The sequence below is a fragment of the Actinokineospora sp. genome, from assembly GCF_052390155.1.
Taxonomy (GTDB): Bacteria; Actinomycetota; Actinomycetes; order Mycobacteriales; family Pseudonocardiaceae; genus Actinokineospora.
Genome location: NZ_JBQTHF010000046.1, coordinates 1 through 23,969, shown reverse-complemented (window position 1 = coordinate 23,969; position 23,969 = coordinate 1). Strand labels below are relative to the sequence as shown.

Sequence of the window (23,969 nt, the reverse complement as noted above, 5' to 3'; positions counted from 1 at the left end):
GTCTAACCTCCTGCGGGGGTTATCAGCCGACGAACAGTGTCGGCAGGGGCGGAAAACCGTTGAAGGACACCGAGGAATAGCTCGCGGTGTAGGCGCCCGCGTCGAGGATGTCGACGTGATCACCGGCCCGCAGTGCCAGCGGCAGACGATACGGGGTGTGTTGGTATAGCACATCGTCGCCGTCGCACGTGGGGCCCGCGATGATCACCGGACCGTCCGGTGTGGCCGGATGGGCCGTGCGCAGCCGGTAGGCGATGTACTCGTTCTCGGTTTCCGCCAGCCCCGAGTAGCGGCCGATGTCCAGGTAGACCCAGCGGTGCTCGTCGGCGTCGTCCTTGCGCGACACCAGGACCACCTCCGAGCGGATGACCCCGGCCGTCGCCACCACGGCGCGGCCGGGCTCGATCAGCAGCTCGACACCGGTGCCGAAATGCTCGGCGACCGCGGCGCGGATCGCGGCCGCGTGGTCGGCCAGCGGCGGCGCGGGGCAGCGGTAGCCGGTGGGGAAGCCGCCGCCGAGGTTCAGCGAGCGGGTCGGCACGCCGCGCTCGGCCAACTCCCTGGCGATCCGCGCCGCCTGGGTGATGCCCGCGACCCACGCGGCCGGGTCGACGTGCTGCGAGCCGACGTGGAAACACGCGCCGTCGGCGTCGAGGCCCAAGTCGCGCGCGCGGGCCAGCAGCCGCACGGCCATCTCCGGCGCACAGCCGAACTTGCGGCCGAACGGCGTACCCGACTCGGGCGCGTCCACCAGGAACCGGCACCACACCCGCGCGCCCGGTGCGTGCTCGGCCAGGTTGGCCAGGTCGCCGTCGGAGTCGAAGGTGAACCTGCGCACGCCGCGCGCGTGGGCGTAGCCGATGTCGGCGGCCTTCTTGATCGGGTTGCCGTAGGACAGCGACGCCGCGGCGGCACCCTGCGCGAGGCACAGGTCGATCTCACCGGTGCTCGCCACGTCGAAGCTCGACCCCTCGGCGACCAACGCGCGCACGACCTCCGGCGCCGGATTCGCCTTCACCGCGTAGAACACCGCCGCTTCCGGCAGCGCCGCCCGCAGCGCGCGATAGTTCGCGCGCACCGCGTCGAGATCCAGCACCAGGCACGGCGTCGCGGGCGCGCGGTCGTCGAGGAACGCGCGCAGCTGTGCGGAGACCGCGGGCGACGACAGAGAGGTGTCGAGCACGGCGTGCACTGTAATACCGCGCCACCGCCACGCGGACGGTATGGCCATCGACCACCTGATTACGGCGGTCTTACCATCTTCCGCCCGCGCGGGCGGTCAGCGACCGATGCCGGTTAGGGAGCGGACTTCCATCTCCTTCTGCTTCGCCGCGTCCGCGGGCTCCCTGCTGAGCACCGTGCCCAGGTAGCCGCAGATGAACGACACCGGGATCGACACGATGCCCGGGTTGGTCAGCGGGAACAACTGGAAGTCCACACCGGACACGATCGACGTCGGCGTGCCCGACATGACCGGGGAGAAGAACACCAGCAGCAGGCACGAGCCCAGCCCGCCGTACATGCCCCACAGCGTGCCGGTGGTGTTGAACCGCTTCCAGAACAACGAGTACAGCAGCGTCGACAGGTTGGCCGACGCGGCGAAGGCGAACGCCAGCGCGACCAGGAACGCGACGTTCTGGCCGTTGGCGAGGATGCCGCCGACGATGGCGAGCACGCCGATGACCACCGCCGTGAGCCGGGCGACGCGCACCTCGGACACCGGGTCCGCCTTGCCCTTGCGGAAGATGTTCGCGTACACGTCGTGGGCGAAGGACGCCGACGCGGTGATCGTCAGGCCCGCGACGACGGCCAGGATGGTCGCGAACGCCACCGCCGCGACGATGCCCAGCAGCACCGTGCCGCCGATCTCGAACGCCAGCAGCGGCGCCGCCGCGTTCTCCCGGCCGGTGGCCTGCAGGATGCGCTCCGAGCCGACCAGCGCCGACGCGCCGTAGCCGATGATCAGGGTGGCGCCGTAGAACACGCTCATCGTGCCCACGGCCCACACCACCGAGCGGCGGGCCTCGGTGGCGTTCGGCACGGTGTAGAAGCGCATCAGCACGTGCGGCAGGCCCGCCGCGCCCAGGATCAGCGCCAGCGACAGCGAGATGAAGTCCAGCGTGGTGGTCGAGGACTTCCCGTACTGCGCGCCGGGGTCGAGCACCCGCTCGCCCTTGGTGTTGTTGGCCGCGGCCTGCTCCAGCAGCGCGCTCAGGCTGAACCCGAACTTGCCCAGCAGGAACACCGTCATCAGCACGACGCACAGGATCAGGATGGACGCCTTGATGATCTGCACCCAGGTGGTGCCCTTCATCCCGCCGACCAGCACGTAGAAGATCATGATCAGGCCGACGACGGTGATCACCAGCGCCTGGCCGCCCTTGCCCTGCACGTTGAGCAGCAGCGCGACGACCGCGCCCGCGCCCGCCATCTGCGCCAGCATGTAGAAGAACGAGATGACCAGCGTGGAGGTCGCCGCCGCGGCGCGGACCGGGCGCTGGCGCATCCGAAACGCCAGCACGTCGCCCATGGTGTAGCGGCCGGTGTTGCGTACCAGCTCGGCGATCAGCAGCAGGTTCACCAGCCAGGCGACCAGGAAGCCGATGGAGTAGAGGAAGCCGTCGTAGCCGTTGATCGCGATGGCGCCCGCGATGCCCAGGAACGAGGCGGCGGACAGGAAGTCGCCCGAGAGCGCGATGCCGTTCTGCACGCCGGTGAACCGGCCGCCCGCGGCGTAGTAGTCCGCGGTGGAACTGTTGCGTGAGCTGACGCGATACACCACGTACAGGGTGATCACCACGAACGCGGCGAACACCACGGTGTTGAGCACCGGGTCGCCGACCGCGGCCGCGGCCAAGGGCTTGGTCACCGGTCCACCCCCGCCGCCTTGCGGATCGCCGCGATCTGCGGGTCGATCCGCTTGCGCGCCCAGCGCACGTAGATCGCGGTGATCGCGATGGTCGAGACGAACTGCAGCAGGCCGAGCACCAGGCCGATGTTCACCGCGCCGAACACCCGGATGCTCATGAAGTCCTTGGCGTAGGCGGCGAGCAGCACGTAGGTGAGGTACCAGAGGAAGAACAGCGCGGTCATCGGGAACACGAACAGGCGGAACCGCCTGCGCAGCGCGCCGAACTCGGGGCTGTCGTGGATCGCGGCGAAGTCGGGCCCGGCGGGCGGGGCGGGCGCGGGCGCGGACCCGATGCCGCCGAACGCCGCGGCGCGCGGTGTTGGCGGCCGCGCGGTGGCGGGCGGCGGGACGACCTCGGTCATGCATTCCTCCGAAGGGGAGCGGGGGCGAGGCGATCGGGCGGAAAGCGGCGCGCGGACCCGGAATGGCCGGGCGAATGGACCGCGGTGCCCGGCGCGTCAATGCGGGGGCTTGGCGGCGCCATACTAACCACGAGTTCGGTGAACGCCTAATGGGTGTTCGGGGACCGGCGGCGGAACGGGTGCGACGGACTGGACGGCACTCGCTCGTCGTGCCTGGTAATTCACGGTGGGGATCACCGAACGATACCGGTTCGGTTCGGGTTCGGTGAACTGCGCTGTTCACACGTACCGGTGAATTTGATGGTCACGTTGCGTCGCGAAAGTTGCACACGGCAGGGTGGCCGTCACGCACGGTGGGATGAACGTCGGGTAAACGGCTGCTTACCGGAGTCATGCTGGGGCTATTTCCGCAGGTGGGAGCGGTGAAGGAGGCGACGGCCGGACGGCTGGGCCGGTGGTGCGGCAGATTTACCCGATCGAGTGATTAAGTTTTCCAATTCGGCGCATTGTGTAGCGAAATGGCGATCATGAACCCCGGTCGTGCGGCAGTCGTACCGTTCGGGGGCCGAATTCCGACCGTTGTCCCAGGTCAGTGCGACGCGGTCGAAGACCTTTCCCGATCGTCGGATTGCGGTACGCTCTGTCGGCGAGTTCCCATGCGAGTCATCGATGTCCGGGGAGGGGCGCCGACCGGCTCGGGAATCGGCTAAACGTGGTTCCGTCCGTGTGTTGTTCCTGTTGTGCCAGCTACTGCCCAAGAGTTGCATCAGCGCTGCCGAGTATTCGTCGTGGAAGGGAGAGCGGCGCGGTGAGGCTGTTATTCCGACAGCTCCCTGAGTCCGTCGCGGAGGATTGCGCGTGACAGAAACCGTCCCCAACGCCGACACCCCCACCGGTGCGGCGACGCATCGGGCACCCGCCGGTGGGGAAGCCGGCGGCGCGCCCAGGTGGTGGTCCGCCATCACCCGATGGCGCGACTGGAGCATCCTGGTCAAGCTCGGCGCCGTCATCCTGGTCCCCGTCGTCTTCGCGATCGTGCTCGGCGCCCTGCAGATCGGCGCCCAGATCGACCGCGCCGACTCCTACCGCCGCGTCGACCAGTTCGTCGCGGTCAACGACGACCTGCGCAAGACGCTCACCTGGCTGCAGCGCGAGCGCACCAAGGCCGCCGTGCTGCTCACCACCGGCTCCCGCGATGTCGCCGTGGAGCTGATGGCCGAGCAGTTGAGCGTCAACGCCGCGCGCCTGTCGCTGGTCACCTCGGCCGACCGCGCCGACTTCGCCAACGAGGTCACCCAGGTGCGCTACGCCGACGTCACCGCCCGCTTCGGCGAACTCGACGCGCTGCGCGCCAGGGTCGCCGCCCGCGAGATCGACGGCTCCACCGCGCTCACCGGCTACACCATGGTCATCCGGGCGCTGCTCGGCTTCGACCGCGCCGCGGCCGAGGAGATCGCCGACCCCGCGCTGGCGGGCACCGCGGCCGCGCTGCACGACCTCGAAGCCGCCAAGGAGGAGGTCTACTTCCAGCAGGGCCTCGTCGGGCTCGGCATCGCGCGCGGCGGGCTCAGCGCCGAGGAACTCGACGCGCTGCGCGGCTCGCAGGCTCGCCTGGAGGAGCGCACGGCCGACTTCCGCGCCATCGCCACCCCGGCCCAGCAAGCCGAGTACGACCGGCTGCTGGACGTGCCCGGCGTGGCCAACCGGGTCGCGCTGCTGCGCCTGGTGCTCGGCGACGGCTCGGGCGCCGGGCCGGTGGCGGGCATCCCGCTGCCGATCACCTCGGTCGACTGGAACAGCGCCGCCGAGCAGACCTCCGGGCGGATCAGCAACGTCAGCGGCCAGCTCGGCAGGCAGATCACCACCGGGTCGGCGGCGCTGCAGGACTCGGCGAGCGACGCCGCGGGCCTCGCCTCGGTCATCCTCATCGTCGCGCTGGTCGCCGCCGCAGCGGTCATGATCATCATCGGCAGGCAGCTCCTGCGGTCGCTGGCCACGCTGCGCCGCACGGCGCTCGACGTCGCCAGGAACCGGCTGCCCGCCGCGGTCGCCCGCATCCGCGACGGCATGGACGTCAAGGAGGGCGACGTCGTCATCGACCTCGTCCCGGTGCAGTCCGCCGACGAGGTGGGCCAGGTGGCCCGCGCGTTCGACGCGGTGCACCAGCAGGCGCTGCGCCTGGCCACCGAGCAGGCGGGCCTGCGGGCCAACTACGCGGGCGTCTTCGTCAACCTGTCCCGGCGCAGCCAGGGCCTGGTGCAGCGGCAGCTCCAGCTCCTCGAACGGCTCGAACGCGACGAGGAGGACGCCGACCAGCTCGCCACGCTGTTCCAGCTCGACCACCTCGCCACCCGGATGCGCCGCAACAACGAGAACCTCATGGTGCTCTCCGGCAGCGACCTTGCCCGCCGCGCCCAGCAGCCCGCCAGCCTGGCGGACCTGCTGCGCGCCGCGGTGTCCGAGATCGAGCAGTACCAGCGCGTGGTCATCCAACCGCCGCCGACGGTGCTGGTGGTCGGCTACGCGGTCGGCGACCTGGTCCGGCTCACCGCCGAACTGCTCGACAACGCCGCCGCGTTCTCCGCCCCCGCCACCCAGGTGTCGATCTCCAGCCACCACGGCGACGCGGGCGCCATCCGCATCGAGGTGATCGACCGCGGCATCGGCATGACCGAGCAGGAACTCGACCACGCCAACGGCCGCCTCGACGACACCGGCACGGTCGACGCGACCACGTCGCGCCGGATGGGCCTGTTCGTCGTCGGCAGGCTGGCCGCCCGACACGGCGTGCGGGTGCAGTTGCGTCCCGGCAGCCCGGCCGGTCTGCGCGCCACGATCACCGTGCCCAGCGAGCTGGTGTCGGTCGGCGCGGCCGACGCGCCGCAGCCGCCGGTCGCGAGCGTCGAGCAGGCGCAGCGCCGGGAAGTGGGGCCCGCCAACGGAAAGCCCGCCAACGGCAAACCCGCCAACGGGCACCGCAACGGCCACCCGCCCACCGCCAACGGCGTGGGGCTGCCCCGGCGCGCGGGCACCAATGGAGCGTCCACTTCGGACATGCTGGGCATGTTCACCAAGGGCGACGGCGCCGAGATGCCCGAGACGGTGCCCCCGCCGCGCGAGCCCGTCGAGCGGGCCGACGACGTGCCGCTGCCCCGGCGGGAGAGCAAGCCGATCGACGTGCCGCCCGCGTCCTGGCCGAGCCACCCGGTCCCCGCCGACCCGGCCCCGCCGGTCAGCCCCGAGGCGCTGTTCACCCCGGTGCTGCCGAGCAGGCCCGAGCAGGTCGACGACACCAGCGGCTGGTGGGACACCACGATCGTGCACGAGCGGGTGCCCGGCGCGCGCCCGGAGCCCGGCATCCACGAGACCACGCCGATCTTCGACGAGATGGTCTCCGCCTGGTTCCGCGCGGTCACCGACGACCCGACCTCGACCGAGGCCGACGCCCGGCGCGGACCGGGCTGGGACTTCGCCGCCGACCAGGGTTTCAGTGCGGCCCGCGCGGTCTCGGCCGCCGAGCCGGACGAGTTCACCAACACCGGCCTGCCGCGCCGCACGCCCCGGCAGAACCTGGTGCCCGGCAGCGCCGAACAGCGCGTCTCACTGTCGGCTCCCATCCCGGACCGCGACGCCGAGGAACTGCGGACCCGGCTCTCCAGCTACCAGCGCGGCGTCCACCGCGCGCGCGGCGCCCACCACACGGGCCCCGCGCACGGCCGGTCCGAGGGCCTCGACCTGCGCGGCGCGCGCTGGCGCTTCGCTGCCGACGCCGGCTGGCAGGCCGCCGACGCGGTGGCCCGATCCGCGCCGGCGCCGGACACCCGGACCACCGGCGGACTGCCGCGGCGCACCCCGCGCGAGCGGCTGCTGCCCGGCAGCCTCGACCCGGTGCCCGGCGTCGAGCCGGTCCGCGTCGAGCGCGACGCGGAGGCGTTGCGCGCCCGGCTCGGCAGCCTGCAGCGCGGCATCGGCCGCGGCCGCAGCAGCCTCGCCCAGCGGGGTGCGGGCAGTCACGACCACGACCACGGGCGGAGCGACGGCGATGCCTGAGCTCCGGCCCGCGAACGGCCTCACCAGGAATGGAGCACGATGACGTCCACGCAGTCCAAGCCAAGCCAGTTCGGATGGTTGGTCAACGACTTCGCGGAGCGGGTCACCGGCGTGGCGCACGCCGTGGTGGTCTCCGCCGACGGCTTGCTGCTCACCTCGTCGGCGCGGCTGCCGGTCGACCGGGCCGACCAGCTCGCGGCCGTGGCCTCCGGGTTGGTCAGCCTCACCCAGGGCGCGGCCCGCTGCTTCGAGGCGGGCACGGTCAAGGAGACCGTGGTCGAGATGGAGCGCGGGATCATGCTCCTGATGGCCGTCAGCGACGGGTCGTGCCTTGCCGTCCTCGCGTCCCCGACCTGCGACATCGGTCAGGTGGCGTACGAGATGACGATGATGGTCGACCGTGTCGGGCAGATCCTCACCCCGGAGCTCCGCGCGGCCCTGCAGGGGGCAGCCGGGAGGATGGTGGGGCAGCCCGCATGACCGCCGCATGAGCAGCGACTGGGGCGCCGAGCCGCCCGAGCAGACCATCGCCGATGTGATGAACGGTCTCACCCTCGGCGGCGGGCGCAGGCGCAAGCGCCGCAAGTCCGAAGTGGACGCACCGCCGCCGCAGGCGGACGTGGTGGCCGACGGCGTCGTCGAGCCGGACTGGCCGTGGCCGGAGCGGGACGCGGGCGAGGCGCCCGCACCACCGCCCCCGCCGCCGGTCGTGCGGGTCGAGCGGCTGCCGGAGTCGGTCGACCTGCCGTCGGACGCGGCGATCGTCCGGCCCTACGCGTGGACCCGGGGGCGTACCCGCTCCACGTTCGAACTGCGCCTGGAGACCATGGTGTCCACCAGCGACCGTGCCGCCGACCTGACGATGTTCGCCGAGTCGGAGCACCGGGCGATCGGCGCGCTGTGCCGCGAGCCGCGCTCGGTCGCCGAGGTCGCCACGCTGTTGGGCGCCCCGCTGGGCGTCGCCAAGGTCCTGTTGGGCGACATGGCCCAACTCGGCCTGGTCACCGTGCACAAGACCGCTACCGGCGGCGCCAACCGGGCGCACCTGGTGTTGATGGAAAGGGTACTGAGTGGACTCCGTCGGCTATGAGGACACGGCGGCTCCCACGCTGACCTCGGTCAAAATCGTCGTGGCGGGCGGCTTCGGAGCGGGCAAGACCACGTTCGTCGGGTCGGTCTCGGAGATCATGCCGCTGACCACCGAGGCCGTGATGACCAGCGCCAGCACGGGCATCGACGACACCTCCGCGACCCCCAACAAGACCACCACCACGGTGGCGATGGACTTCGGCCGCGTCTCCCTCGACTCGGACCTGGTGCTCTACCTGTTCGGCACGCCGGGCCAGCAACGGTTCTGGTTCATGTGGGACGACCTGGTGCGCGGCGCCATCGGTGCCGTCGTGCTCGCCGACACCCGGCGGCTGGCCGACTCGTTCTCCCCGATCGACTTCTTCGAGGAGCGCGGCCTGCCCTATGTGATCGGGCTGAACTGCTTCGACGGCGTGCTCGGCCACGACCTCGAAGAAGTCCGCGACGCGCTCGCCATCGGCCACGAGGTACCGATCGTGACCTGCGACGCGCGCGACCGGGAGTCGGTCAAGCAGGCGCTGATCACGATGGTGGAGTACTCGATGCGCCGGTGGGTCGCGCTGCACGGCGCCGGGGTGAGCTGACCCGTGCGTGCAGCCGGGTGAGGCCGGCCACGAAGGCGTCCAGCGCCAGCTCGAAGCTGTCCGCGTCGATCTCGTCGGCGTGCTCGCGCAGCCGGTGTGCCTGCGTCAGGTGCGGGTAGCGGTCCACGTACACCTGCACGTCGTCCTCGAATCCTCGGGAGAACGAGCTTATCGCCGCGCCGAGGACGAGGTATTTGGTCGACGCGCCGATCATGGTGGCGTAGCGCGGCGGCCAGCCCGCGCGCACCAGACCGCCGTGTACGGCGTCCGCGCGCTCCAGCGCCGCGGGCCGGCGCGCCGGTCCGGTGGCCAGCAGCGGCACCATGTTCGGGTGCGCGGCCAGCGCCGCCCGGTAGGACCGCGCCCACGTGCGCAGGCCCGCCGCCCAGTCCGCGGCCGCGAAGTCCCGGACGTCCACTGTGGACACGATATCGTCGGCGATGTCCTGTAGCAGCTCGTCTTTCGTGCGGTAGTGGCTGTAGAGCGACGGTGCGCGCACGCCGAGTTCGCTCGCCAGCTTGCGCATCGACAACCCGGCCAGGCCGGCGCTGTCGATCATGGCTAGGGCGCTCGCCCGGATGCGCTCCCGGCTCAGGATCGGCGTGCTCGGCCGCGGCATGTCTCCCACCTCACCCCCGGCGGTGGTTGCCGGGACAGGTCGACTGATCCTATCCTGGTAAACCTAACACCGTATGGTTTACCGACGGGAGACGCGATGGATCTGGCCCTCACCCGCGAGCAGCAGGCGCTGTGGGATCTCGCCAGGGACTTCATCGACCGCGAGGTCGTGCCCAACGCCGCCGAGTGGGATCGCCGCGAGCAGGTGGACCGCGCCATCGTCGGCAAGCTCGGCGCGGTCGGCTTCCTCGGCATGACCATCCCGGAGGAGTACGGCGGCTCCGGCGGCGACCACCTGGCGTACTGCCTGATGATGGAGGAACTCGGCCGCGGCGACTCCGCGATCCGCGGCATCGTCTCGGTCTCGCTCGGCCTGGTCGGCAAGTCGATCGCGGGCTACGGCACCGAGGAGCAGAAGCGGCACTGGCTGCCCCGGATCAGTTCCGGCGAGTCGCTGGCCTGCTTCGGCCTCACCGAGCCCGATACCGGCTCCGACGCCGCCAACCTGTCCACCCGGGCCGTGCGCGACGGCGACGACTGGGTGCTCACCGGTTCGAAGATGTTCATCACCAACGGAACCTGGGCCGACGTCGCGCTGATCTTCGCGCGCAGCGGCGGCCCCGGGCCCAAGGGGATCAGCGCGTTCCTGGTGCCGACCGCGGTGGCGGGCTTCGCGCACCGGGAGATCAAGGGCAAGCTCGGCCTACGTGGACAGTCCACAGGGGAGCTTGTGCTCGACGGCGTGCGGGTGCCCGATTCCGCGCGCCTTGGCGAGGAAGGCGTCGGCTTTCGGATCGCCATGTCCGCTTTGGACAAAGGCCGGATGTCGGTGGCCGCCGGGTGTGTCGGACTGGCCAAGGGCGCGCTTGAGGCCAGCGTGAAGTACGCGGGCGAGCGCACCCAGTTCGGCAAGCCGATCGCCGGTTACCAACTCGTGCAGGAGATGCTGGCCGACATGGCGGTGGCCACCGACGCGGCGCGGCTGCTGGTGTGGCGGGTCGCCGACCTGATCGAGCGCGGGAAACCGTTCGGCACCGAGGCGTCCATGGCGAAGCTGTTCGCCAGCGAGAACGCCGTCACCGCGGCGAACCTGGCGATCCAGGTGTTCGGCGGCTACGGCTACCTCGACGAGTACCCGGTCGCGAAGTTCCTGCGCGACGCCCGCGTGATGACGCTCTACGAGGGCACCAGCCAGATCCAGAAACTGCTGATCGGCCGTTCGCTGACCGGCATCAACGCATTCGTCTGAAGGTGGAGTCGTGGATTTCGGTCTGAGTGAGGAAGAGCGCGAGGTACGGGACTGGGTGCGCACCTTCGTGCGCAAGGAGATCCAGCCGCTGGAGCCGGAGGTGCTGCGCCGCGAGCGCGCCCACCAGCCCGGCCTCACCCGCGACGAGCTGACCTCGTTGCAGCTCAAGGCGAAGGAGTCCGGCTTCTGGGGCGTGCAGACGCCGGAGGAGTACGGCGGCATGGGCCTGGGCGCGGTGCTGACCGCGCTGCTGGAGGTCGAACTCGGCCGCTCGTTCGTGCCGTTCCGGTTCGGCGGCGACGCGGACAACATCCTCTATTTCGCCAACGAAGAACAGAAGCAGCGCTACCTGCTACCGACGATCGCGGGCGAGCGCCGCTCCTGCTTCGCGATCACCGAACCCGGCGCCGGGTCGGACGCGAAGGCAATCCGCTGCTCCGCCAGGCAGGACGGCACGGACTGGATCATCAACGGGGAGAAGACGTTCATCACCGGCGGCAACGAGGCCGACTTCACGATGGTGTTCGCCGTGACGGACAAGGCGAAGGGCGCCGACGGCGGCGTCACCTGCTTCCTGGTCGACCGCGCGGCGGGCTGGCGTTCGGAGTACATCGACACCATGGGCGAGTGGGGTCCCGCGGCGCTGGTGTTCGAGGACGTGCGGGTGCCGAAGGAGAACATCCTCGGCGAGGTCGGCCGCGGCTTCGAGCTGGCCATGAAATGGATCGGCCGCGGCCGCTACCTGCTGCCCGCACGGGCGCTCGGCGGCTGCGAGCGGCTGGTGGAGATGGCGATCGGGCAGGCCAACACCCGGGTCACCTTCGGCGAGCCGATCGCCAACCGGCAGGCGATCCAGTGGATGCTGGCCGACTCCGCGGTGGAGATCGAGGCGCTGCGGTGGCTGGTGCTGCACGCCGCGTGGGTGGTCGACCAGGGCGGCGATTCCCGGCACTGGCAGTCGATCGCGAAGCTCTACGGCGGCGTCAAGGCCAACGAGATCGTCGACCGGGTGCTGCAGATCCACGGCGGCATGGGCTACACCCGCGAGCTGCCGGTCGAGCGCTGGTACCGCGAGCTGCGGCTGCTGCGCATCTACGAGGGCACCGACGAGATCCAGCGCCGCACGATCGCCCGCAACCTGATCAAGGGGCACGCGAGCGTGTCCGGCACACTCGGCTAGAACCGAAGAAGGGAGCGAGCGTGCGAGCGAACCCGTGTCACAGGGCGTCCGCGAGCGGCGTCCCGAAGCCTGCGAGGGGGCGTCCGTGAGCCACATGGTCAGGGCAGCTGTGCTGTCCGAGCAGGGAAAGCCGTTGCACGTCACCGAGATCGTGCTGCCCGAGCCCGGTCCGGGACAGGTGCGCGTGCGGGTCGCGGCCACCGGTGTCTGCCACTCGGACCTGTCCCTGGCCAACGGCACGCTGCGCCAGCCGGTGCCCGCGGTGCTCGGGCACGAGGGCGCGGGCGTCGTGGTGTCGGTCGGCGACGGCGTCACCCGGGTGGCTCCCGGCGACCACGTGCTGCTCAACTGGGCGCCCGCGTGCCGCGAGTGCTGGTTCTGCGCGTCGGGGGAGCCCTACCTGTGCGAGCGCGCGGCGGACGCCGCCGGGGTCCCGCACGCCACCCTCGCCGACGGCACGCCGCTGTACCCGGGGCTCGGCACGGGCGCGTTCGCCGAGGAGACGATCGTGCCCGAGCGGGGCGCGGTGAAGATCCCGGCCGACGTGCCCCTGGCGCAGGCCGCCGTGCTGGGCTGCGCGGTGCTGACCGGCGCGGGCGCGGTGTTCAACACCGCGGCGGTCACCGCGGGCCAGGCGGTGGCGGTGGTCGGCGTCGGCGGCATCGGGCTGTCGGTGCTGCAGGCCGCGCGGATCGTCGGTGCCGACCCGATCATCGCGCTCGACGTGCACGAGGCGAAGGCCGAGCTGGCCCTCGCCCAGGGCGCCACCCACTTCGTCGTGTCCGACGACAAGGCGCCCAAAGCGGTCCGCGCGCTGACCGGCGGCCGCGGCGCCGACGTCGCCTTCGAGTGCGTCGGACACCCGGCGGCCATCCGCACGGCCTGGTCGTCGAGCAGGCGCGGCGGCCAAGTGGTCGTGGTGGGTGTCGGCTCGGCCAAGGCGATGGTCGAGTTCAGCGCGCTGGAGCTGTACTGGTTCGGCCGCACGCTCACCGGGTGCCTGTTCGGCTCCACCGACCCGGACGTCGACGTCCCCCGGCTGCTGGAGCTGGTGGGCTCCGGTCAGCTCGACGTCGGCGGGCTGGTCACCTCGACCACCGACCTGGACGGCATCGAGGCCGCCTTCGAGGACATGCGCGCGGGCCGCGGCGGCCGCACGCTCGTCCGTCTGGACTAATTTGTCCCAGCGCGCGGGGTACGGGCAAGCCGACTCGGGAAACCGTCCGAATGGACAGTGGTGCGACCGCGAGGCTGTTGCCAAGCTCTGGCGGTAGCGGACGTTTGGCAACTAGGCTGGGCGGACTTCGGTCCCGCAAGGAGGTGTCCATGTCCACCTCGGTCGCGATGCACATGAGTGATGGCCTGCTCAACACCACCACCTCGCTGCTGTTCATCGGCGTCTCCGTCGTCGGCGTCGCGATCGCCGCCGGCAAGGCCCGCGCCGACCTCGACGACCGCACCGCGCCCATGGCGGGCCTCGTGGCGGCGTTCGTCTTCGCGACGCAGATGCTCAACTTCCCCGTACTGCCGGGGGTGAGCGGCCACCTGCTCGGCGGTGCGCTCGCCGCGATCCTGGTCGGCCCCTGGGTCGGCGCGCTCTGCGTGTCGATCGTGCTTGTCGTGCAGGCGTTTGTGTTCGCCGACGGCGGCCTGACCGCACTCGGCGCCAACATCACCAACATGGCGCTCATCGGCACCGCCGCGGGCTTCCTCGTCGCGGTCGCGCTGCGCCGCGTGGCCGCCCGCGGCCGGACCGGTCTGATCGGGGTGGCGTTTGTCGCCGCGCTGCTCAACACCGTGGTCGCGTCGCTCGGCTTCGTCCTGCAATTCGCGCTCGGCGGCGACGCGGCGTTCTCCCTCGGCGGTGTCGCGGCCACCATCGTCGGCGTGCACGTCCTGATCGGCATCGGCGAGGGCGTCATCACCGCGCTGACCGTCGGCGCCGTCGCCGCCGTCCGGCCCGACCTCGTCTACCTGCTGCGGGGCACCCAGCGGCAGCTCGAACTGCGCACCCCGGAGGTGGAGCGGGCATGAGCACCGAGACCGCCAACCGCAAGAGCCTGCGCTTTCTGCTCGGCTTCCTGCTCGTCGCGCTGGTCCTGGCGGGCGGGGTGTCCTATCTGGCCGATTCCAACCCCGACGGCCTCGACCACGCCACGCTGTCCGGCTGCGAGGTAGTCGAGACCGACGGCGGCAAACAGCTCAACGGCTCGTGCATAGCGCAGAACGCGAAAGAGCACGAGCTGGCCTCCGGCCCCCTGGCCGACTACACCGTGGGCGGCGACGACACGCTGACCGGGCTCGCGGGCGTGATCGGCGTGGTGGTCACCCTGATCGTGGCGGGCGGACTGTTCTGGCTGCTGCGCAGGCGGCCCGCGCCCGTCAAGGACTAGGGGTGGGCGCGGGCCACCTCCTGCACCGGCCGGGCACCTCCCCGGTGCACCGGCTGCCGCCGCAGGTCAAGGTCGTCTCGGCGCTGGCGCTGGTGCTGTGCGTGGTGTCCACGCCGCGGACCGCGTTCTGGGCGTTCGGTGTCTACTTCGGACTCCTCGCCTGCGTGTGGGCGGTCGCGCACATCCCGCCGCGCTGGATCGCGGTGCGGGCGCTGATCGAGGTGCCGTTCGTGGTGCTCGCGCTGGCGCTGCCGTTCCTCGACGGAGAACCCAGGTTCGAGGTGTTCGGGCTGAGCCTGTCCGAGCCGGGCGCGCTGGCCGGGTGGAACATTCTCGCCAAGGGCACCCTCGGCGTGCTGGTCTCCCTGACGCTGGCCGCCACGACCGCGCCGCGTGAGCTGATAGTCGGTATGCAGCGGCTACGGGTGCCCGCGATGGTGATCACCATCGCCACGCTGATGCTGCGCTACCTGGAGGTCATCGCGGCCGAGGCCAGGCGGATGCGCACCGCGCGGATCTGCCGGGGTCACGACCCGCGGTTCCTGTGGCAGGTCGGCGCCACCGCGCGCGGCATCGGCACACTGTTCATCCGCAGCTACGAGCGGGGCGAACGGGTGCACCTCGCGATGGTGTCGCGCGGTTGGGCGGGCATGATGCCCGACCAGGGCGGGGGTCCGGTCGGCCGCGCCGCCTGGCTCGCCGGTCTGGCGCCCGCCGCGCTGGCCGCGGCCGTGCTCGGGACGGCGCTGTGGGCGTGACGCCGGAGGTCGCCGCCGATGCCGCCGGGGTCACGCGCGCCCCGGCCGCCCTGCTCGTCGAGCGCCTCGCCTACGCCTACCCCGACGGCCACCAGGCCCTCTTCGGCGTCGACCTGCGGGTGGCGCCGGGGGAGCGGGTCGCCGTGCTCGGGCCCAACGGCGCGGGCAAGACCACCCTCGTGCTGCACCTCAACGGCGTGCTCGCGGGCGGCGCGGGCCGGATCGAGGTGGCCGGGCTGCCGGTGCAGAAGGCGAACCTGCGCGAGATCCGCAGGCGGGTCGGCATCGTCTTCCAGGACCCCGACGACCAGTTGTTCATGCCGACCGTGCGCGACGACGTGGCGTTCGGACCGGCCAACTTCGGCCTGCGCGGGGCCGCGCTCGACGCCCGGGTCCGCCAGGCGCTCGACGCCGTGGGCATGGCCGGGCACGCCGACCGCTCGCCGCTGCACCTGTCCGGCGGCCAGCGCCGCCGCGTCGCGCTGGCCACCGTGCTCGCCTGCGACCCCGAGATCCTGGTGCTGGACGAGCCGTCGGCGAACCTCGAACCCGTCGCCCGGCGCGAACTCGCCGAGGTGCTGCTCGGCCTCGGCCGCACGATACTGATGGTCACCCACGACCTGCCGTACGCCTTGCAGCTCTGCCCGCGCAGCGTGCTGATCGACGACGGCGTGGTGATCGCCGACCGCCCCACCCGCGACCTGCTCACCGACACCGCGCTGCTCGCCGCGCACCGGCTGGAACTTCCGTTCGGGTTCCGGCTCGACTAGGGTTCGCCCGACAACCGAATACCGGGCCGTACGAGCCGGAACGGGAGAGCCCCCAGCTACTCCAGGTGGGGCACCGAAGGAGCAAACTCCCCGGAAACTCTCAGGTAAACCTACCGTTCCAGGCCAGGCCACTCTGAAAAGCAGGCGCGAGTCCGGCGCCTCACCCACGGTGCAAGCCGCGTTCCGGCGGCGAAGCTCTCAGGTGCCATGACAGAGGGGGAGTTCCCAGCCGTGGGACGGGTGTGCCCCGTCCTGCCTACCGCAGGAGCTCCCGATGTCGCTCGCCTTGAACGCCCCTGGGTTGTCCACATCCCCTCGATTCATCCACAGCATTTCCGGCGGGGCGGCGTTCGCGCGCCCGCCGTGTCACGCTGCAAGGACAGTATTCAGCGCGCCGAAGGAGATCGAACTTCCATGAGCACCCCCTCCCCGCTGCACGCGGTGCACGAGGCCCTCGGCGCCTCGTTCACCGACTTCGCAGGCTGGGCGATGCCCCTGCGCTACGGCAGCGAGCTGGCCGAGCACCGGGCGGTCCGCGCGGCGTCCGGCCTGTTCGACCTCAGCCATATGGGTGAGATCGGGCTGACCGGCCCCGAAGCGGCCCGGGCCCTGGACCACGCGCTCGTCGGCAACCTGTCGGCGGTGAAGCCCGGCCGCGCGCGGTACACAATGATCTGCGACGCCGAGGGCGGCGTGCTCGACGACCTCGTGGTCTACCGGCTCGCCGAAGACAGCTTCATGGTGGTGGCCAACGCGTCCAACGCCGCCACCGTGGCCGCCGCGCTGCGCGAGCGGGCGGGCGGGTTCGCCGTCGAGGTGGACGACCGCTCGGTCACCACCGCGCTGATCGCCGTGCAGGGCCCGACCTCGCCCGCGATCGTTCGCGCGGTGACGGGCGCCGACCTGGACGCGCTGAAGTACTACGCCAGCGTCCCGGCCACGGCCGCGGGCCACGACGTGCTGCTCGCCCGCACCGGCTACACCGGCGAGGACGGCTTCGAGCTCTATGTCGACGCCGCGAAGGCCACCGACGTCTGGCGCGCGCTGACCGACGCGGGCCAGGAGCACGGGCTGATCCCCGCCGGTCTGGCGTGCCGCGACACGCTGCGGCTGGAGGCCGGGATGCCGCTGTACGGCAACGAACTCGGCCCCGAGCAGACCCCGTTCGACGCGGGCCTCGGCCGGGTCGTCAAGTTCGACAAGCCCGAGGACTTCGTCGGCCGCGCCGCACTGGAGCGCCGCCGCGACACCGACGTCGCGGACAGCGTCCTCGTCGGGCTCACCGGCACCGGCAAACGCGCCGCCCGACACGGGTACTCGGTGCTCGACGCCGACGGCGAGCCGGTCGGTACCGTCACCAGCGGCGCCCTCTCCCCGACTCTCGGCCACCCGATCGCCATGGCGTACGTGCCTGCCGCGCTCAGCGAGCCCGGCACGGCCCTCGCGGTCGACATCCGTGGCTCCGTCACCCCGGTCGAGGTCGTCAAGCTGCCCTTCTACACGCGTCCCGCCTGATCAGGAGATCGAGAAGAGATGAGCATTCCAGAGAACCTCGGCTACACCGCCGAGCACGAGTGGGTCGACCTCGGCGAGGGCGGCGCGGCCACCGTGGGCGTGACGAAGTACGCCGCCGACGCCCTCGGCGACGTGGTCTTCGTGCAGCTCCCCGCGGTCGGCGACAAGGTCGCCAAGGGTGAGGTGTGCGGCGAGATCGAGTCGACCAAGTCGGTCAGCGACCTGTTCGCGCCCGCCGACGGCGAGGTCGTGGAGATCAACGAAGCGGTCGTGGACAGCCCCGAACTGGTCAACATCGACCCGTTCGGCGACGGCTGGCTGTTCCGCGTCCGGGTGGACGACGAGCCCGAGCTGCTCGACGCCGCCGCGTACGCCGAGCTGACCACCGAGAGCTGAGAGAGCACATGAGCACATTCGGACAGTCCCTTGCCGAGGTCGACCCCGAGGTGGCCGCCGCGGTCGGTGCCGAGCTGCGCCGCCAGCAGACGACCCTGGAGATGATCGCGTCGGAGAACTTCGCGCCGATCGGCGTGCTGGAGGCCAACGGCTCGGTGCTGAACAACAAGTACGCCGAGGGCTACCCGGGCCGCCGCTACTACGGCGGCTGCGAGCACGTCGACGTCATCGAGCAGCTCGCGATCGACCGGGTCAAGGCGCTGTTCGGCGCCGAGCACGCCAACGTGCAGCCGCACTCCGGCGCGCAGGCCAACGCGGCGGCCATGGTGGCCGTGCTGAACCCGGGCGACACCATCCTCGGCCTCGACCTCAGCCACGGCGGGCACCTGACGCACGGCATGCGGATCAACTTCTCCGGCAAGCTCTACAACGTCGTCGCCTACCACGTCGACAAGGACAGCGGTCTGGTCGACATGGCCGAGGTCGAGCGGCTGGCCCAGGAGAGCAAGCCGAAGCTGATCATCGCGGGCTGGTCCGCCTATCCGCGGCAGCTCGACTTCGCCGAGTTCCGCCGGATCGCGGACTCGGTCGGCGCGCTGCTCATGGTCGACATGGCGCACTTCGCCGGGCTGGTCGCGGCAGGCCTGCACCCCAACCCGATGCCGCACGCCCAGCTCGTCACCACCACCACGCACAAGACCCTCGGCGGTCCGCGTGGCGGCGTCGTGCTGTGCACCCAGGAGCTGGCGAAGAAGGTCAACTCCGCGGTGTTCCCCGGCCAGCAGGGCGGGCCGCTGGAGCACGTGATCGCGGCCAAGGCGGTGTCGTTCAAGATCGCCGCGACCGAGGAGTTCGCCGAGCGGCAGCGCCGGGTGCTCGACGGCGCCCGGATTCTCGCCGAGCGACTGTCCGCGCCCGACTGCGCGGCGGCGGGCGTCAAGGTGCTGACCGGCGGCACGGATGTGCACCTGGTCCTGGTCGACCTGGTGAACTCGGCGCTGGACGGTCAGCAGGCCGAGGACCGGCTCGACTCGGTCGGCATCACGGTCAACCGCAACGCGGTGCCGTTCGACCCACGGCCGCCGATGATCACCTCCGGGCTGCGCATCGGCACGCCCGCGCTGGCCACCCGCGGCTTCGACACCGAGGACTTCACCGAGGTCGCGGACGTCATCGCGGTGGCGCTGCGGCCCGATTTCGACGACCAGACCCGGCAGGAGCTGCGCGACCGCGTGGACCTGCTGGTGAAACGCCGCCCGCTCTACCCGGAGCTGGGCTGATCGACGGCCCGCCGGGGGCCGCGCCGTACCCGGCGCGACCCCCGGCGCGCCGCTAGCAGTGGAGGATCGTCGTGGCGATCAGCGTGTTCGACCTGTTCAGCATCGGGATCGGCCCATCCAGCTCGCACACCGTGGGCCCGATGCGCGCCGCGCTGATGTTCGCCACCGGACTGCGCGAGGGCGGCCTGCTGGCCGCCACGGCGCGGGTGCGGGTGGAGCTGTTCGGCTCGCTCGGCGCCACCGGGCACGGCCACGGCAGCAACAAGGCGGTGCTGCTGGGGCTGGAGGGCGAACGCCCCGAGGACATCGACACGGCCGTCGTGCCGGTGCGCGTCGCGGCCATCCGGGAGGCGGGCCGGGTGCGGCTGCTCGGGACACACGAGATCGCGTTCGCCGAGGACGACGACCTGGTCATGCACCGGCGCAAGTCTCTGCCGCTGCACCCCAACGGCATGACCTTCGCCGCGTGGGACGCCGCGGGCGCGCTGCTCGCGTCGCGGACGTACTACTCCGTCGGCGGCGGTTTCGTGCTGGACGAGACGGCCGCGGACGGTCCGGTGATCTCCGCGGACACCACGCCCGTGCCGTTCCCGTTCCGCACGGCGACCGAACTGCTCGCGCACTGCGCGTCGAGCGGGCTGACGATCGCGCAGGTCATGCTGCGCAACGAGTTGGTGTGGCGCACCGAGGCGGAGGTGCGGTCGGGGCTGCTGCACATCTGGCAGGTCATGCAGGACTGCGTCACCCGCGGCTGCGAACAGGACGGCGTGCTGCCGGGCGGCCTCAAGGTCCCGCGCCGCGCCAAGGCACTGCACGCGAAGCTGCTGTCCGAGGACGGCGCGGGCGATCCGCTGTACGTGATGGACTGGGTCAGCCTCTACGCCCTCGCGGTCAACGAGGAGAACGCGTCGGGCGGCCGCGTCGTCACCGCTCCCACCAACGGCGCGGCCGGGATCATCCCCGCGGTGCTGCACTACTACACCCGGTTCCTCTCGGTCGCCTGCGAGGACGGCGTGGTCGACTTCCTGCTCACCGCCGCCGCGATCGGCGTGGTACTCAAGGAAACCGGCTCGATCTCGGGTGCTGAAGTCGGCTGCCAGGGCGAAGTCGGCTCAGCCTGCGCGATGGCCGCCGCCGGCCTCACCGCGGTGTTGGGCGGGTCCGTCGCCCAGGTGGAGAACGCGGCCGAGATCGGCCTGGAGCACCACCTCGGCCTCACCTGCGACCCAGTCGGCGGCCTGGTCCAGATCCCGTGCATCGAACGCAACGCGGTCGGCTCCACCAAGGCCATCAACGCCTCCCGAATGGCCCTCCGCGGCGACGGCACCCACGTGGTCCATCTGGACAAGGTCATCAAAACAATGCGCGAAACCGGCGCCGACATGCACACCAAATACAAAGAAACCTCCCGCGGCGGCCTCGCCCTCAACGTCATCGAATGCTGAGCGGCTACTTGACTTTCGATTACCAACCAAATTCATGGTCAGCGGAGGGGATGAACTGACACCGCGCGTCAACGAGACTCTGCGCGAATTGGGCTGCCCGAAGCTGCCTGCCACGACCGCCGCAGACGTCGAACTGAAGCTGGCGACCTACATGCGGGATCGAGGAAAAGACGATCCCGCCATGAGGCACATAACCTTGATTGTCAACAACTTGCCGTGTGTCGGTCCGTTGGGTTGCGAGGAATTGGTTCCCGTGGTGCTACCCGACGGGTACACGCTGACTGTGCACGCTCCGGGCTACGAGAAGACATTCACAGGAGGGGGCAAACCATGGTGGCGCTAGCTGCCTACTACCTTCGGGAGCCGGTCACGATCCGAACGGGCGATGAGCTGGACGGCCTGTTGGATCGTGTACTGGACGACGGGATGAACTACCAGGTTCCGCCGTTGATCGAACTGTCCCATCGCGGCGAAAGCGGGTGGTTCATCGTCCAGATAGGAATCAACGTCAAGCAGAATCGCGGATTCATCGCGCACGCCGGGCCGATGGGCTCCGTACTCAGCAGCGATGGGACGACTGACACCGCAATGGTCGAGTACGACTACATGGGACATGTGCGCGAGATACCCCGCAACGCCGAGATCACCCTCTCCGTCGTTCGCCGCGCCGTCCACCAGGTATTGGCAAGCAATGGGGCCCGGCCAACCGACATCACCTGGCAACAGGTCGACTGAGTCCCAGTGGTCGCCTACGAAGCCTTGCTCGATCGGGTGCTCGCGGTCTGCGCGCTCGCCACGGCCTCGCGGAGTTCGTCGCGGGTCATCTTGGAGCGGCCCTTGACGTCGAGGTCTCGGGCCAGTTTGTCGAGGTCGGCCTTGCTGAGGTCGGCCAAGTCCGTGGCCTTGTCGTCCTCGACGGGCGTTTCCCGGCGCTTCTTGCGGCTCTCCACGCTCTTGCTGAGGGCGTCGAAGAGGTCGACCACCTTGGTCGGCTGGCTCGGCTCGGTCTCGCTGACGACCTCGCGGCCCTCCTTCTTGTCCTCGATGAGCTGTTCGACGCGCTGGGTGTAGGTGTCGTGGTAGGTGTCGGCCTGCCAGTCCTCGGTCATCGAGTCGATCAGGGAGACGGCCATGTCGAGTTCTTTGCCGCGCGCGGGGGTGATCTCCGGGAGCGACTTGAGTTCCTTGGCCGGGTCGCGGATGTCCTCGGCGAACAGCAGGGTGGTCAGGATCAGCAGATCCTCGCCCGCCCGGACGGCGGTGAGGTATTCCTTGCCGCGCATCACGAAGGTGGCGATGCCCGCCCGGTTGGTCTTGCGCATCGCCTGCAGCAGCAGGCCGTACGCCTTGCCGTATTCCTCTTTGGCCGGCGCGAGCCAGTAGGTGCGCTGGAAGTGGATCGGGTCGATCTCCTCCAGGTCCACGAACGCCGAGATGTCGATCGTGCGGGACCGGCCCGGCGCGATCTGGTCCAACTCGTCCGGCTCGATGATCACGTAGTCGCCGCCGCCGACCTCGGCGCCCTTGACGATGTCGGAGAACGGGACCTCCTGGCCGGTGCGCTCGTTGACGCGCTTGTACCGGATGCGGTCGGACGTGCCGCGTTCGAACTGCCGGAAGCTGATCGTGTGGTCCTCGGTGGCCCCGTACAGCTCGACGGGGACCGTCACGAGCCCGAAGTTGATCGCCCCGCTCCAAATCGGTCGTGCCACGCGCTGCCTCCCCGGGCTGTCATCGGTCCCGTTCAGTGTGGACCACACCACCACCATAAGTCCTGTTCGACCCGCTCATGATCGATTCGGAACGTCGATCACGCGTCGTCGGTGAGGCGGGTGCGCAATTGGCCCAGTGTGCGCGTCAGCAGCCGCGAGACGTGCATCTGCGAGATGCCGAGCCGCTCGGCGATCTGGGTCTGGGTCATGTTCCTGAAGAACCGCAGCAGCAGGATGTGCCGTTCCCGCTCGGGCAGCGCCGCGATCAGCGGCCGCAGCGACTCGTGGTTGTCGACGCCGTCCAGCGCCGCGTCGTCCACGCCGAGGGTGTCGCCGAGCGGGTTCGACGCCGCGCTGTCGGACAGCGCCTCGTCCAGCGACACCGACTGGTAGACCTGGCCCGCCGCGAGGCCCTCGTAGACGTCCTCCCGGCTCATCCCCAGGTGCTCGGCGAGTTCGCTGGGCGTCGGCGCCCGGCCGACCCGCTGGGACAGTTCGCCGCTGGCCGCGGCGATGGCCAGGTGCAGCTCCTTGAGCCTGCGCGGCACCCGCACCGACCAGGCCGTGTCCCGGAAGTGGCGGCGGACCTCGCCCATGATCGTGGGCACCGCGTAGGACAAGAAGTCGACCCCGCGGTCCGGGTCGAACCGGTCGACCGCGTGGATCAGACCCACGGTGGCGACCTGCGTCAGATCCTCGCGGGGCACGCCGCGGTGCGCGAACCGCAGCGCGATGTGCTCGGCCAACGGCAGGTGGCCGGTGACCAGCGTGGCCCGCAGGTCGCCGCGCCGCCGGTCGGTCGGCGCGAGCGCGGCCAGCTCCGCGAACACCGGCGCGAGGTGGCTGTACTCGTGCGCGGGCGTCTGGACTCCCGTGCTCACCAGGTGACCGCCCCGCGACACCCCGTTATCCGGCCCGGGTCGGCGCCGTCCCCCGGGTCGTGCGCGGACACAGGCGTGCTCCCTCCGGTCGGTGTGCGGACTGGCGGGCGAAACGGGTACGCCCACAGCCGAGAACGTGGCACTCCGGGTGGGTCCTCGCGACCACGGCCCCAGCGCGGCTGTCCGCTCAACGCTGCCCCTTCCACCGTAGGCATCCGCGCCGCCCGCGACAACTCGGGTGCGCGGACCGTCCACTTCGGAATCACGGCGGGCCCGCGCGCCACCGGCGAAATCGCACTAATCGGATTGAACCCACCCCACCTGGGTAGTCCCTGCGGGACACCGGACTTCTCAGGAGGCGTTTCATGCGGCAGCGCGAGACCGGCCGAGGCGAGCAGCGGTCCAGACCGAGGTGGCGGGGCTTGGACTACGGCCCCGCGATCGTCGTCCTCGACACGGCCGAGGTGTTCGACGCCGGGCTGCCGATCGCGTGGCAGCCGCTGGAGCAGGGCTTCCAGATCGCCTGGTGCGTGTCCGACGGGGCGGGTTCGCTGGACCCTGTCGAGGACGTGCTGGAGACCCTGGCCGACCGGCGAACCCGGACCCAGGTCGTCGCGCATGTCGCGCTCGGCGCCGTGGCCGCCAGGCTGGTGGCCGAGTTCCCGGAGACCGTTCGGAACCTGATCCTGGTCGGGGCGGGGCCGCGGCCCCAGCCCACCCGGAGACCCCAGGCCCGCGGGGCGCGGGGGGGGGGCCCCGAAAGGGGCGACCCCGCC

Annotated in this window: 23 protein-coding genes, 1 pseudogene and 1 riboswitch; of the genes and pseudogenes, 18 read left to right on the top strand and 6 right to left on the bottom strand. The window is 71.0% G+C overall.

What is annotated here, in order from left to right:
• Positions 1 to 22: 22 nt before the first annotated feature.
• From ACT4N7_RS16460 to ACT4N7_RS16450, 3 genes are all read right to left on the bottom strand, one after another.
• Complete coding sequence (locus ACT4N7_RS16460; RefSeq protein ID WP_444829632.1) at positions 23 to 1,192, bottom strand: type III PLP-dependent enzyme; 1,170 nt, start codon at positions 1,190 to 1,192, stop codon at positions 23 to 25.
• A gap of 87 nt (positions 1,193 to 1,279) precedes the next feature.
• Positions 1,280 to 2,869, bottom strand: coding sequence for a solute symporter family protein (locus ACT4N7_RS16455; protein ID WP_444829611.1), 1,590 nt, complete (start codon positions 2,867 to 2,869; stop codon positions 1,280 to 1,282).
• Positions 2,866 to 3,273, bottom strand: coding sequence for a DUF485 domain-containing protein (locus ACT4N7_RS16450; protein ID WP_444829610.1), 408 nt, complete (start codon positions 3,271 to 3,273; stop codon positions 2,866 to 2,868). Before ACT4N7_RS16450 ends, ACT4N7_RS16455 begins: the two co-directional genes overlap by 4 nt.
• Positions 3,274 to 4,131: 858 nt before the next feature.
• On the opposite strand from ACT4N7_RS16450, the gene ACT4N7_RS16445 reads away from it, so the two are divergent.
• From ACT4N7_RS16445 to ACT4N7_RS16430, 4 genes are read left to right on the top strand one after another with little or no spacing between them, the layout of a single operon-like run.
• Positions 4,132 to 7,323, top strand: a complete 3,192-nt coding sequence (locus ACT4N7_RS16445; protein ID WP_444829609.1) for a nitrate- and nitrite sensing domain-containing protein — start codon at positions 4,132 to 4,134, stop codon at positions 7,321 to 7,323.
• 39 nt (positions 7,324 to 7,362) lie between these two features.
• The gene (locus ACT4N7_RS16440) at positions 7,363 to 7,803 is read left to right on the top strand and encodes a roadblock/LC7 domain-containing protein (RefSeq protein WP_444829608.1); all 441 of its coding nucleotides are present in this window, start codon (positions 7,363 to 7,365) and stop codon (positions 7,801 to 7,803) included.
• 7 nt (positions 7,804 to 7,810) lie between these two features.
• Positions 7,811 to 8,413, top strand: a complete 603-nt coding sequence (locus ACT4N7_RS16435) for a DUF742 domain-containing protein (protein WP_444829607.1) — start codon at positions 7,811 to 7,813, stop codon at positions 8,411 to 8,413.
• Positions 8,394 to 8,996 (top strand): GTP-binding protein, encoded by a 603-nt coding sequence (locus ACT4N7_RS16430; RefSeq protein WP_444829606.1) that lies wholly within the window; start codon positions 8,394 to 8,396, stop codon positions 8,994 to 8,996. Before ACT4N7_RS16435 ends, ACT4N7_RS16430 begins: the two co-directional genes overlap by 20 nt.
• Here the strand turns inward: ACT4N7_RS16430 and ACT4N7_RS16425 are convergent.
• On the bottom strand, positions 8,935 to 9,615 hold the full coding sequence (locus ACT4N7_RS16425; protein WP_444829605.1) for a TetR/AcrR family transcriptional regulator: 681 nt from the start codon (positions 9,613 to 9,615) through the stop codon (positions 8,935 to 8,937). The genes ACT4N7_RS16430 and ACT4N7_RS16425 overlap by 62 nt on opposite strands.
• Positions 9,616 to 9,711: 96 nt before the next feature.
• Here ACT4N7_RS16425 and ACT4N7_RS16420 point away from each other — a divergent pair, with 96 nt between their 5' ends.
• The 13 genes from ACT4N7_RS16420 to ACT4N7_RS16360 all read left to right on the top strand — a co-directional run bounded on the left by ACT4N7_RS16420 (position 9,712) and on the right by ACT4N7_RS16360 (position 21,335).
• Entirely contained in the window at positions 9,712 to 10,863 is a 1,152-nt protein-coding gene (locus ACT4N7_RS16420) for an acyl-CoA dehydrogenase family protein (protein ID WP_444829604.1), read from the top strand.
• Between the two features lie 10 nt (positions 10,864 to 10,873).
• A complete protein-coding gene (locus ACT4N7_RS16415; protein ID WP_444829603.1) occupies positions 10,874 to 12,043 on the top strand; it encodes an acyl-CoA dehydrogenase family protein in 1,170 nt (389 codons plus the stop codon).
• A 94-nt stretch (positions 12,044 to 12,137) separates the two neighbouring features.
• Entirely contained in the window at positions 12,138 to 13,220 is a 1,083-nt protein-coding gene (locus ACT4N7_RS16410; RefSeq protein WP_444829602.1) for an alcohol dehydrogenase catalytic domain-containing protein, read from the top strand.
• A gap of 149 nt (positions 13,221 to 13,369) precedes the next feature.
• Positions 13,370 to 14,077 (top strand): energy-coupling factor ABC transporter permease, encoded by a 708-nt coding sequence (locus tag ACT4N7_RS16405; protein WP_444829601.1) that lies wholly within the window; start codon positions 13,370 to 13,372, stop codon positions 14,075 to 14,077.
• The gene (locus ACT4N7_RS16400; protein WP_444829600.1) at positions 14,074 to 14,436 is read left to right on the top strand and encodes a PDGLE domain-containing protein; all 363 of its coding nucleotides are present in this window, start codon (positions 14,074 to 14,076) and stop codon (positions 14,434 to 14,436) included. Before ACT4N7_RS16405 ends, ACT4N7_RS16400 begins: the two co-directional genes overlap by 4 nt.
• A gap of 2 nt (positions 14,437 to 14,438) precedes the next feature.
• A complete protein-coding gene (cbiQ, locus tag ACT4N7_RS16395; RefSeq protein ID WP_444829599.1) occupies positions 14,439 to 15,194 on the top strand; it encodes a cobalt ECF transporter T component CbiQ in 756 nt (251 codons plus the stop codon).
• Positions 15,191 to 15,964, top strand: coding sequence for an energy-coupling factor ABC transporter ATP-binding protein (locus ACT4N7_RS16390; RefSeq protein ID WP_444829598.1), 774 nt, complete (start codon positions 15,191 to 15,193; stop codon positions 15,962 to 15,964). Before cbiQ ends, ACT4N7_RS16390 begins: the two co-directional genes overlap by 4 nt.
• Before the next feature lie 31 nt (positions 15,965 to 15,995).
• Positions 15,996 to 16,090, top strand: a riboswitch (glycine riboswitch).
• Between the two features lie 288 nt (positions 16,091 to 16,378).
• A complete protein-coding gene (gene gcvT / locus ACT4N7_RS16385) occupies positions 16,379 to 17,479 on the top strand; it encodes a glycine cleavage system aminomethyltransferase GcvT (RefSeq protein WP_444829597.1) in 1,101 nt (366 codons plus the stop codon).
• Positions 17,480 to 17,497: 18 nt separating this feature from the next.
• Positions 17,498 to 17,875, top strand: coding sequence for a glycine cleavage system protein GcvH (gene gcvH, locus ACT4N7_RS16380; RefSeq protein ID WP_444829596.1), 378 nt, complete (start codon positions 17,498 to 17,500; stop codon positions 17,873 to 17,875).
• A gap of 8 nt (positions 17,876 to 17,883) precedes the next feature.
• Complete coding sequence (gene glyA / locus ACT4N7_RS16375; RefSeq protein ID WP_444829595.1) at positions 17,884 to 19,155, top strand: serine hydroxymethyltransferase; 1,272 nt, start codon at positions 17,884 to 17,886, stop codon at positions 19,153 to 19,155.
• 71 nt (positions 19,156 to 19,226) lie between these two features.
• Positions 19,227 to 20,600, top strand: a complete 1,374-nt coding sequence (locus ACT4N7_RS16370) for an L-serine ammonia-lyase (protein ID WP_444829594.1) — start codon at positions 19,227 to 19,229, stop codon at positions 20,598 to 20,600.
• On the top strand, positions 20,494 to 20,943 hold the full coding sequence (locus ACT4N7_RS16365; RefSeq protein ID WP_444829631.1) for a DddA-like double-stranded DNA deaminase toxin: 450 nt from the start codon (positions 20,494 to 20,496) through the stop codon (positions 20,941 to 20,943). Before ACT4N7_RS16370 ends, ACT4N7_RS16365 begins: the two co-directional genes overlap by 107 nt.
• On the top strand, positions 20,931 to 21,335 hold the full coding sequence (locus tag ACT4N7_RS16360) for an Imm1 family immunity protein (protein ID WP_444829593.1): 405 nt from the start codon (positions 20,931 to 20,933) through the stop codon (positions 21,333 to 21,335). The genes ACT4N7_RS16365 and ACT4N7_RS16360 overlap by 13 nt, the downstream gene beginning before the upstream one ends.
• A 14-nt stretch (positions 21,336 to 21,349) precedes the next feature.
• Here the strand turns inward: ACT4N7_RS16360 and ku are convergent, their stop codons facing one another.
• Positions 21,350 to 22,312 (bottom strand): non-homologous end joining protein Ku, encoded by a 963-nt coding sequence (gene ku / locus ACT4N7_RS16355; RefSeq protein ID WP_444829592.1) that lies wholly within the window; start codon positions 22,310 to 22,312, stop codon positions 21,350 to 21,352.
• A 98-nt stretch (positions 22,313 to 22,410) separates the two neighbouring features.
• Positions 22,411 to 23,193, bottom strand: a complete 783-nt coding sequence (locus ACT4N7_RS16350; RefSeq protein WP_444829591.1) for a SigB/SigF/SigG family RNA polymerase sigma factor — start codon at positions 23,191 to 23,193, stop codon at positions 22,411 to 22,413.
• Positions 23,194 to 23,558: 365 nt separating this feature from the next.
• On the opposite strand from ACT4N7_RS16350, the pseudogene ACT4N7_RS16345 reads away from it, so the two are divergent.
• Positions 23,559 to 23,969: pseudogene (locus ACT4N7_RS16345) on the top strand (hypothetical protein); the annotation flags it as partial.

Coding starts and splice junctions, on each gene's coding strand:
- ACT4N7_RS16450 (WP_444829610.1), bottom strand. CDS start 3,273: ATGACCGAGGTCGTCCCGCCGCCCGCCACCGCGCGGCCGCCAACACCG.
- ACT4N7_RS16440 (WP_444829608.1), top strand. CDS start 7,363: ATGACGTCCACGCAGTCCAAGCCAAGCCAGTTCGGATGGTTGGTCAAC.
- ACT4N7_RS16435 (WP_444829607.1), top strand. CDS start 7,811: ATGAGCAGCGACTGGGGCGCCGAGCCGCCCGAGCAGACCATCGCCGAT.
- ACT4N7_RS16425 (WP_444829605.1), bottom strand. CDS start 9,615: ATGCCGCGGCCGAGCACGCCGATCCTGAGCCGGGAGCGCATCCGGGCG.
- ACT4N7_RS16420 (WP_444829604.1), top strand. CDS start 9,712: ATGGATCTGGCCCTCACCCGCGAGCAGCAGGCGCTGTGGGATCTCGCC.
- ACT4N7_RS16410 (WP_444829602.1), top strand. CDS start 12,138: ATGGTCAGGGCAGCTGTGCTGTCCGAGCAGGGAAAGCCGTTGCACGTC.
- ACT4N7_RS16405 (WP_444829601.1), top strand. CDS start 13,370: ATGTCCACCTCGGTCGCGATGCACATGAGTGATGGCCTGCTCAACACC.
- ACT4N7_RS16400 (WP_444829600.1), top strand. CDS start 14,074: ATGAGCACCGAGACCGCCAACCGCAAGAGCCTGCGCTTTCTGCTCGGC.
- gcvT (WP_444829597.1), top strand. CDS start 16,379: ATGAGCACCCCCTCCCCGCTGCACGCGGTGCACGAGGCCCTCGGCGCC.
- gcvH (WP_444829596.1), top strand. CDS start 17,498: ATGAGCATTCCAGAGAACCTCGGCTACACCGCCGAGCACGAGTGGGTC.
- glyA (WP_444829595.1), top strand. CDS start 17,884: ATGAGCACATTCGGACAGTCCCTTGCCGAGGTCGACCCCGAGGTGGCC.
- ACT4N7_RS16360 (WP_444829593.1), top strand. CDS start 20,931: ATGGTGGCGCTAGCTGCCTACTACCTTCGGGAGCCGGTCACGATCCGA.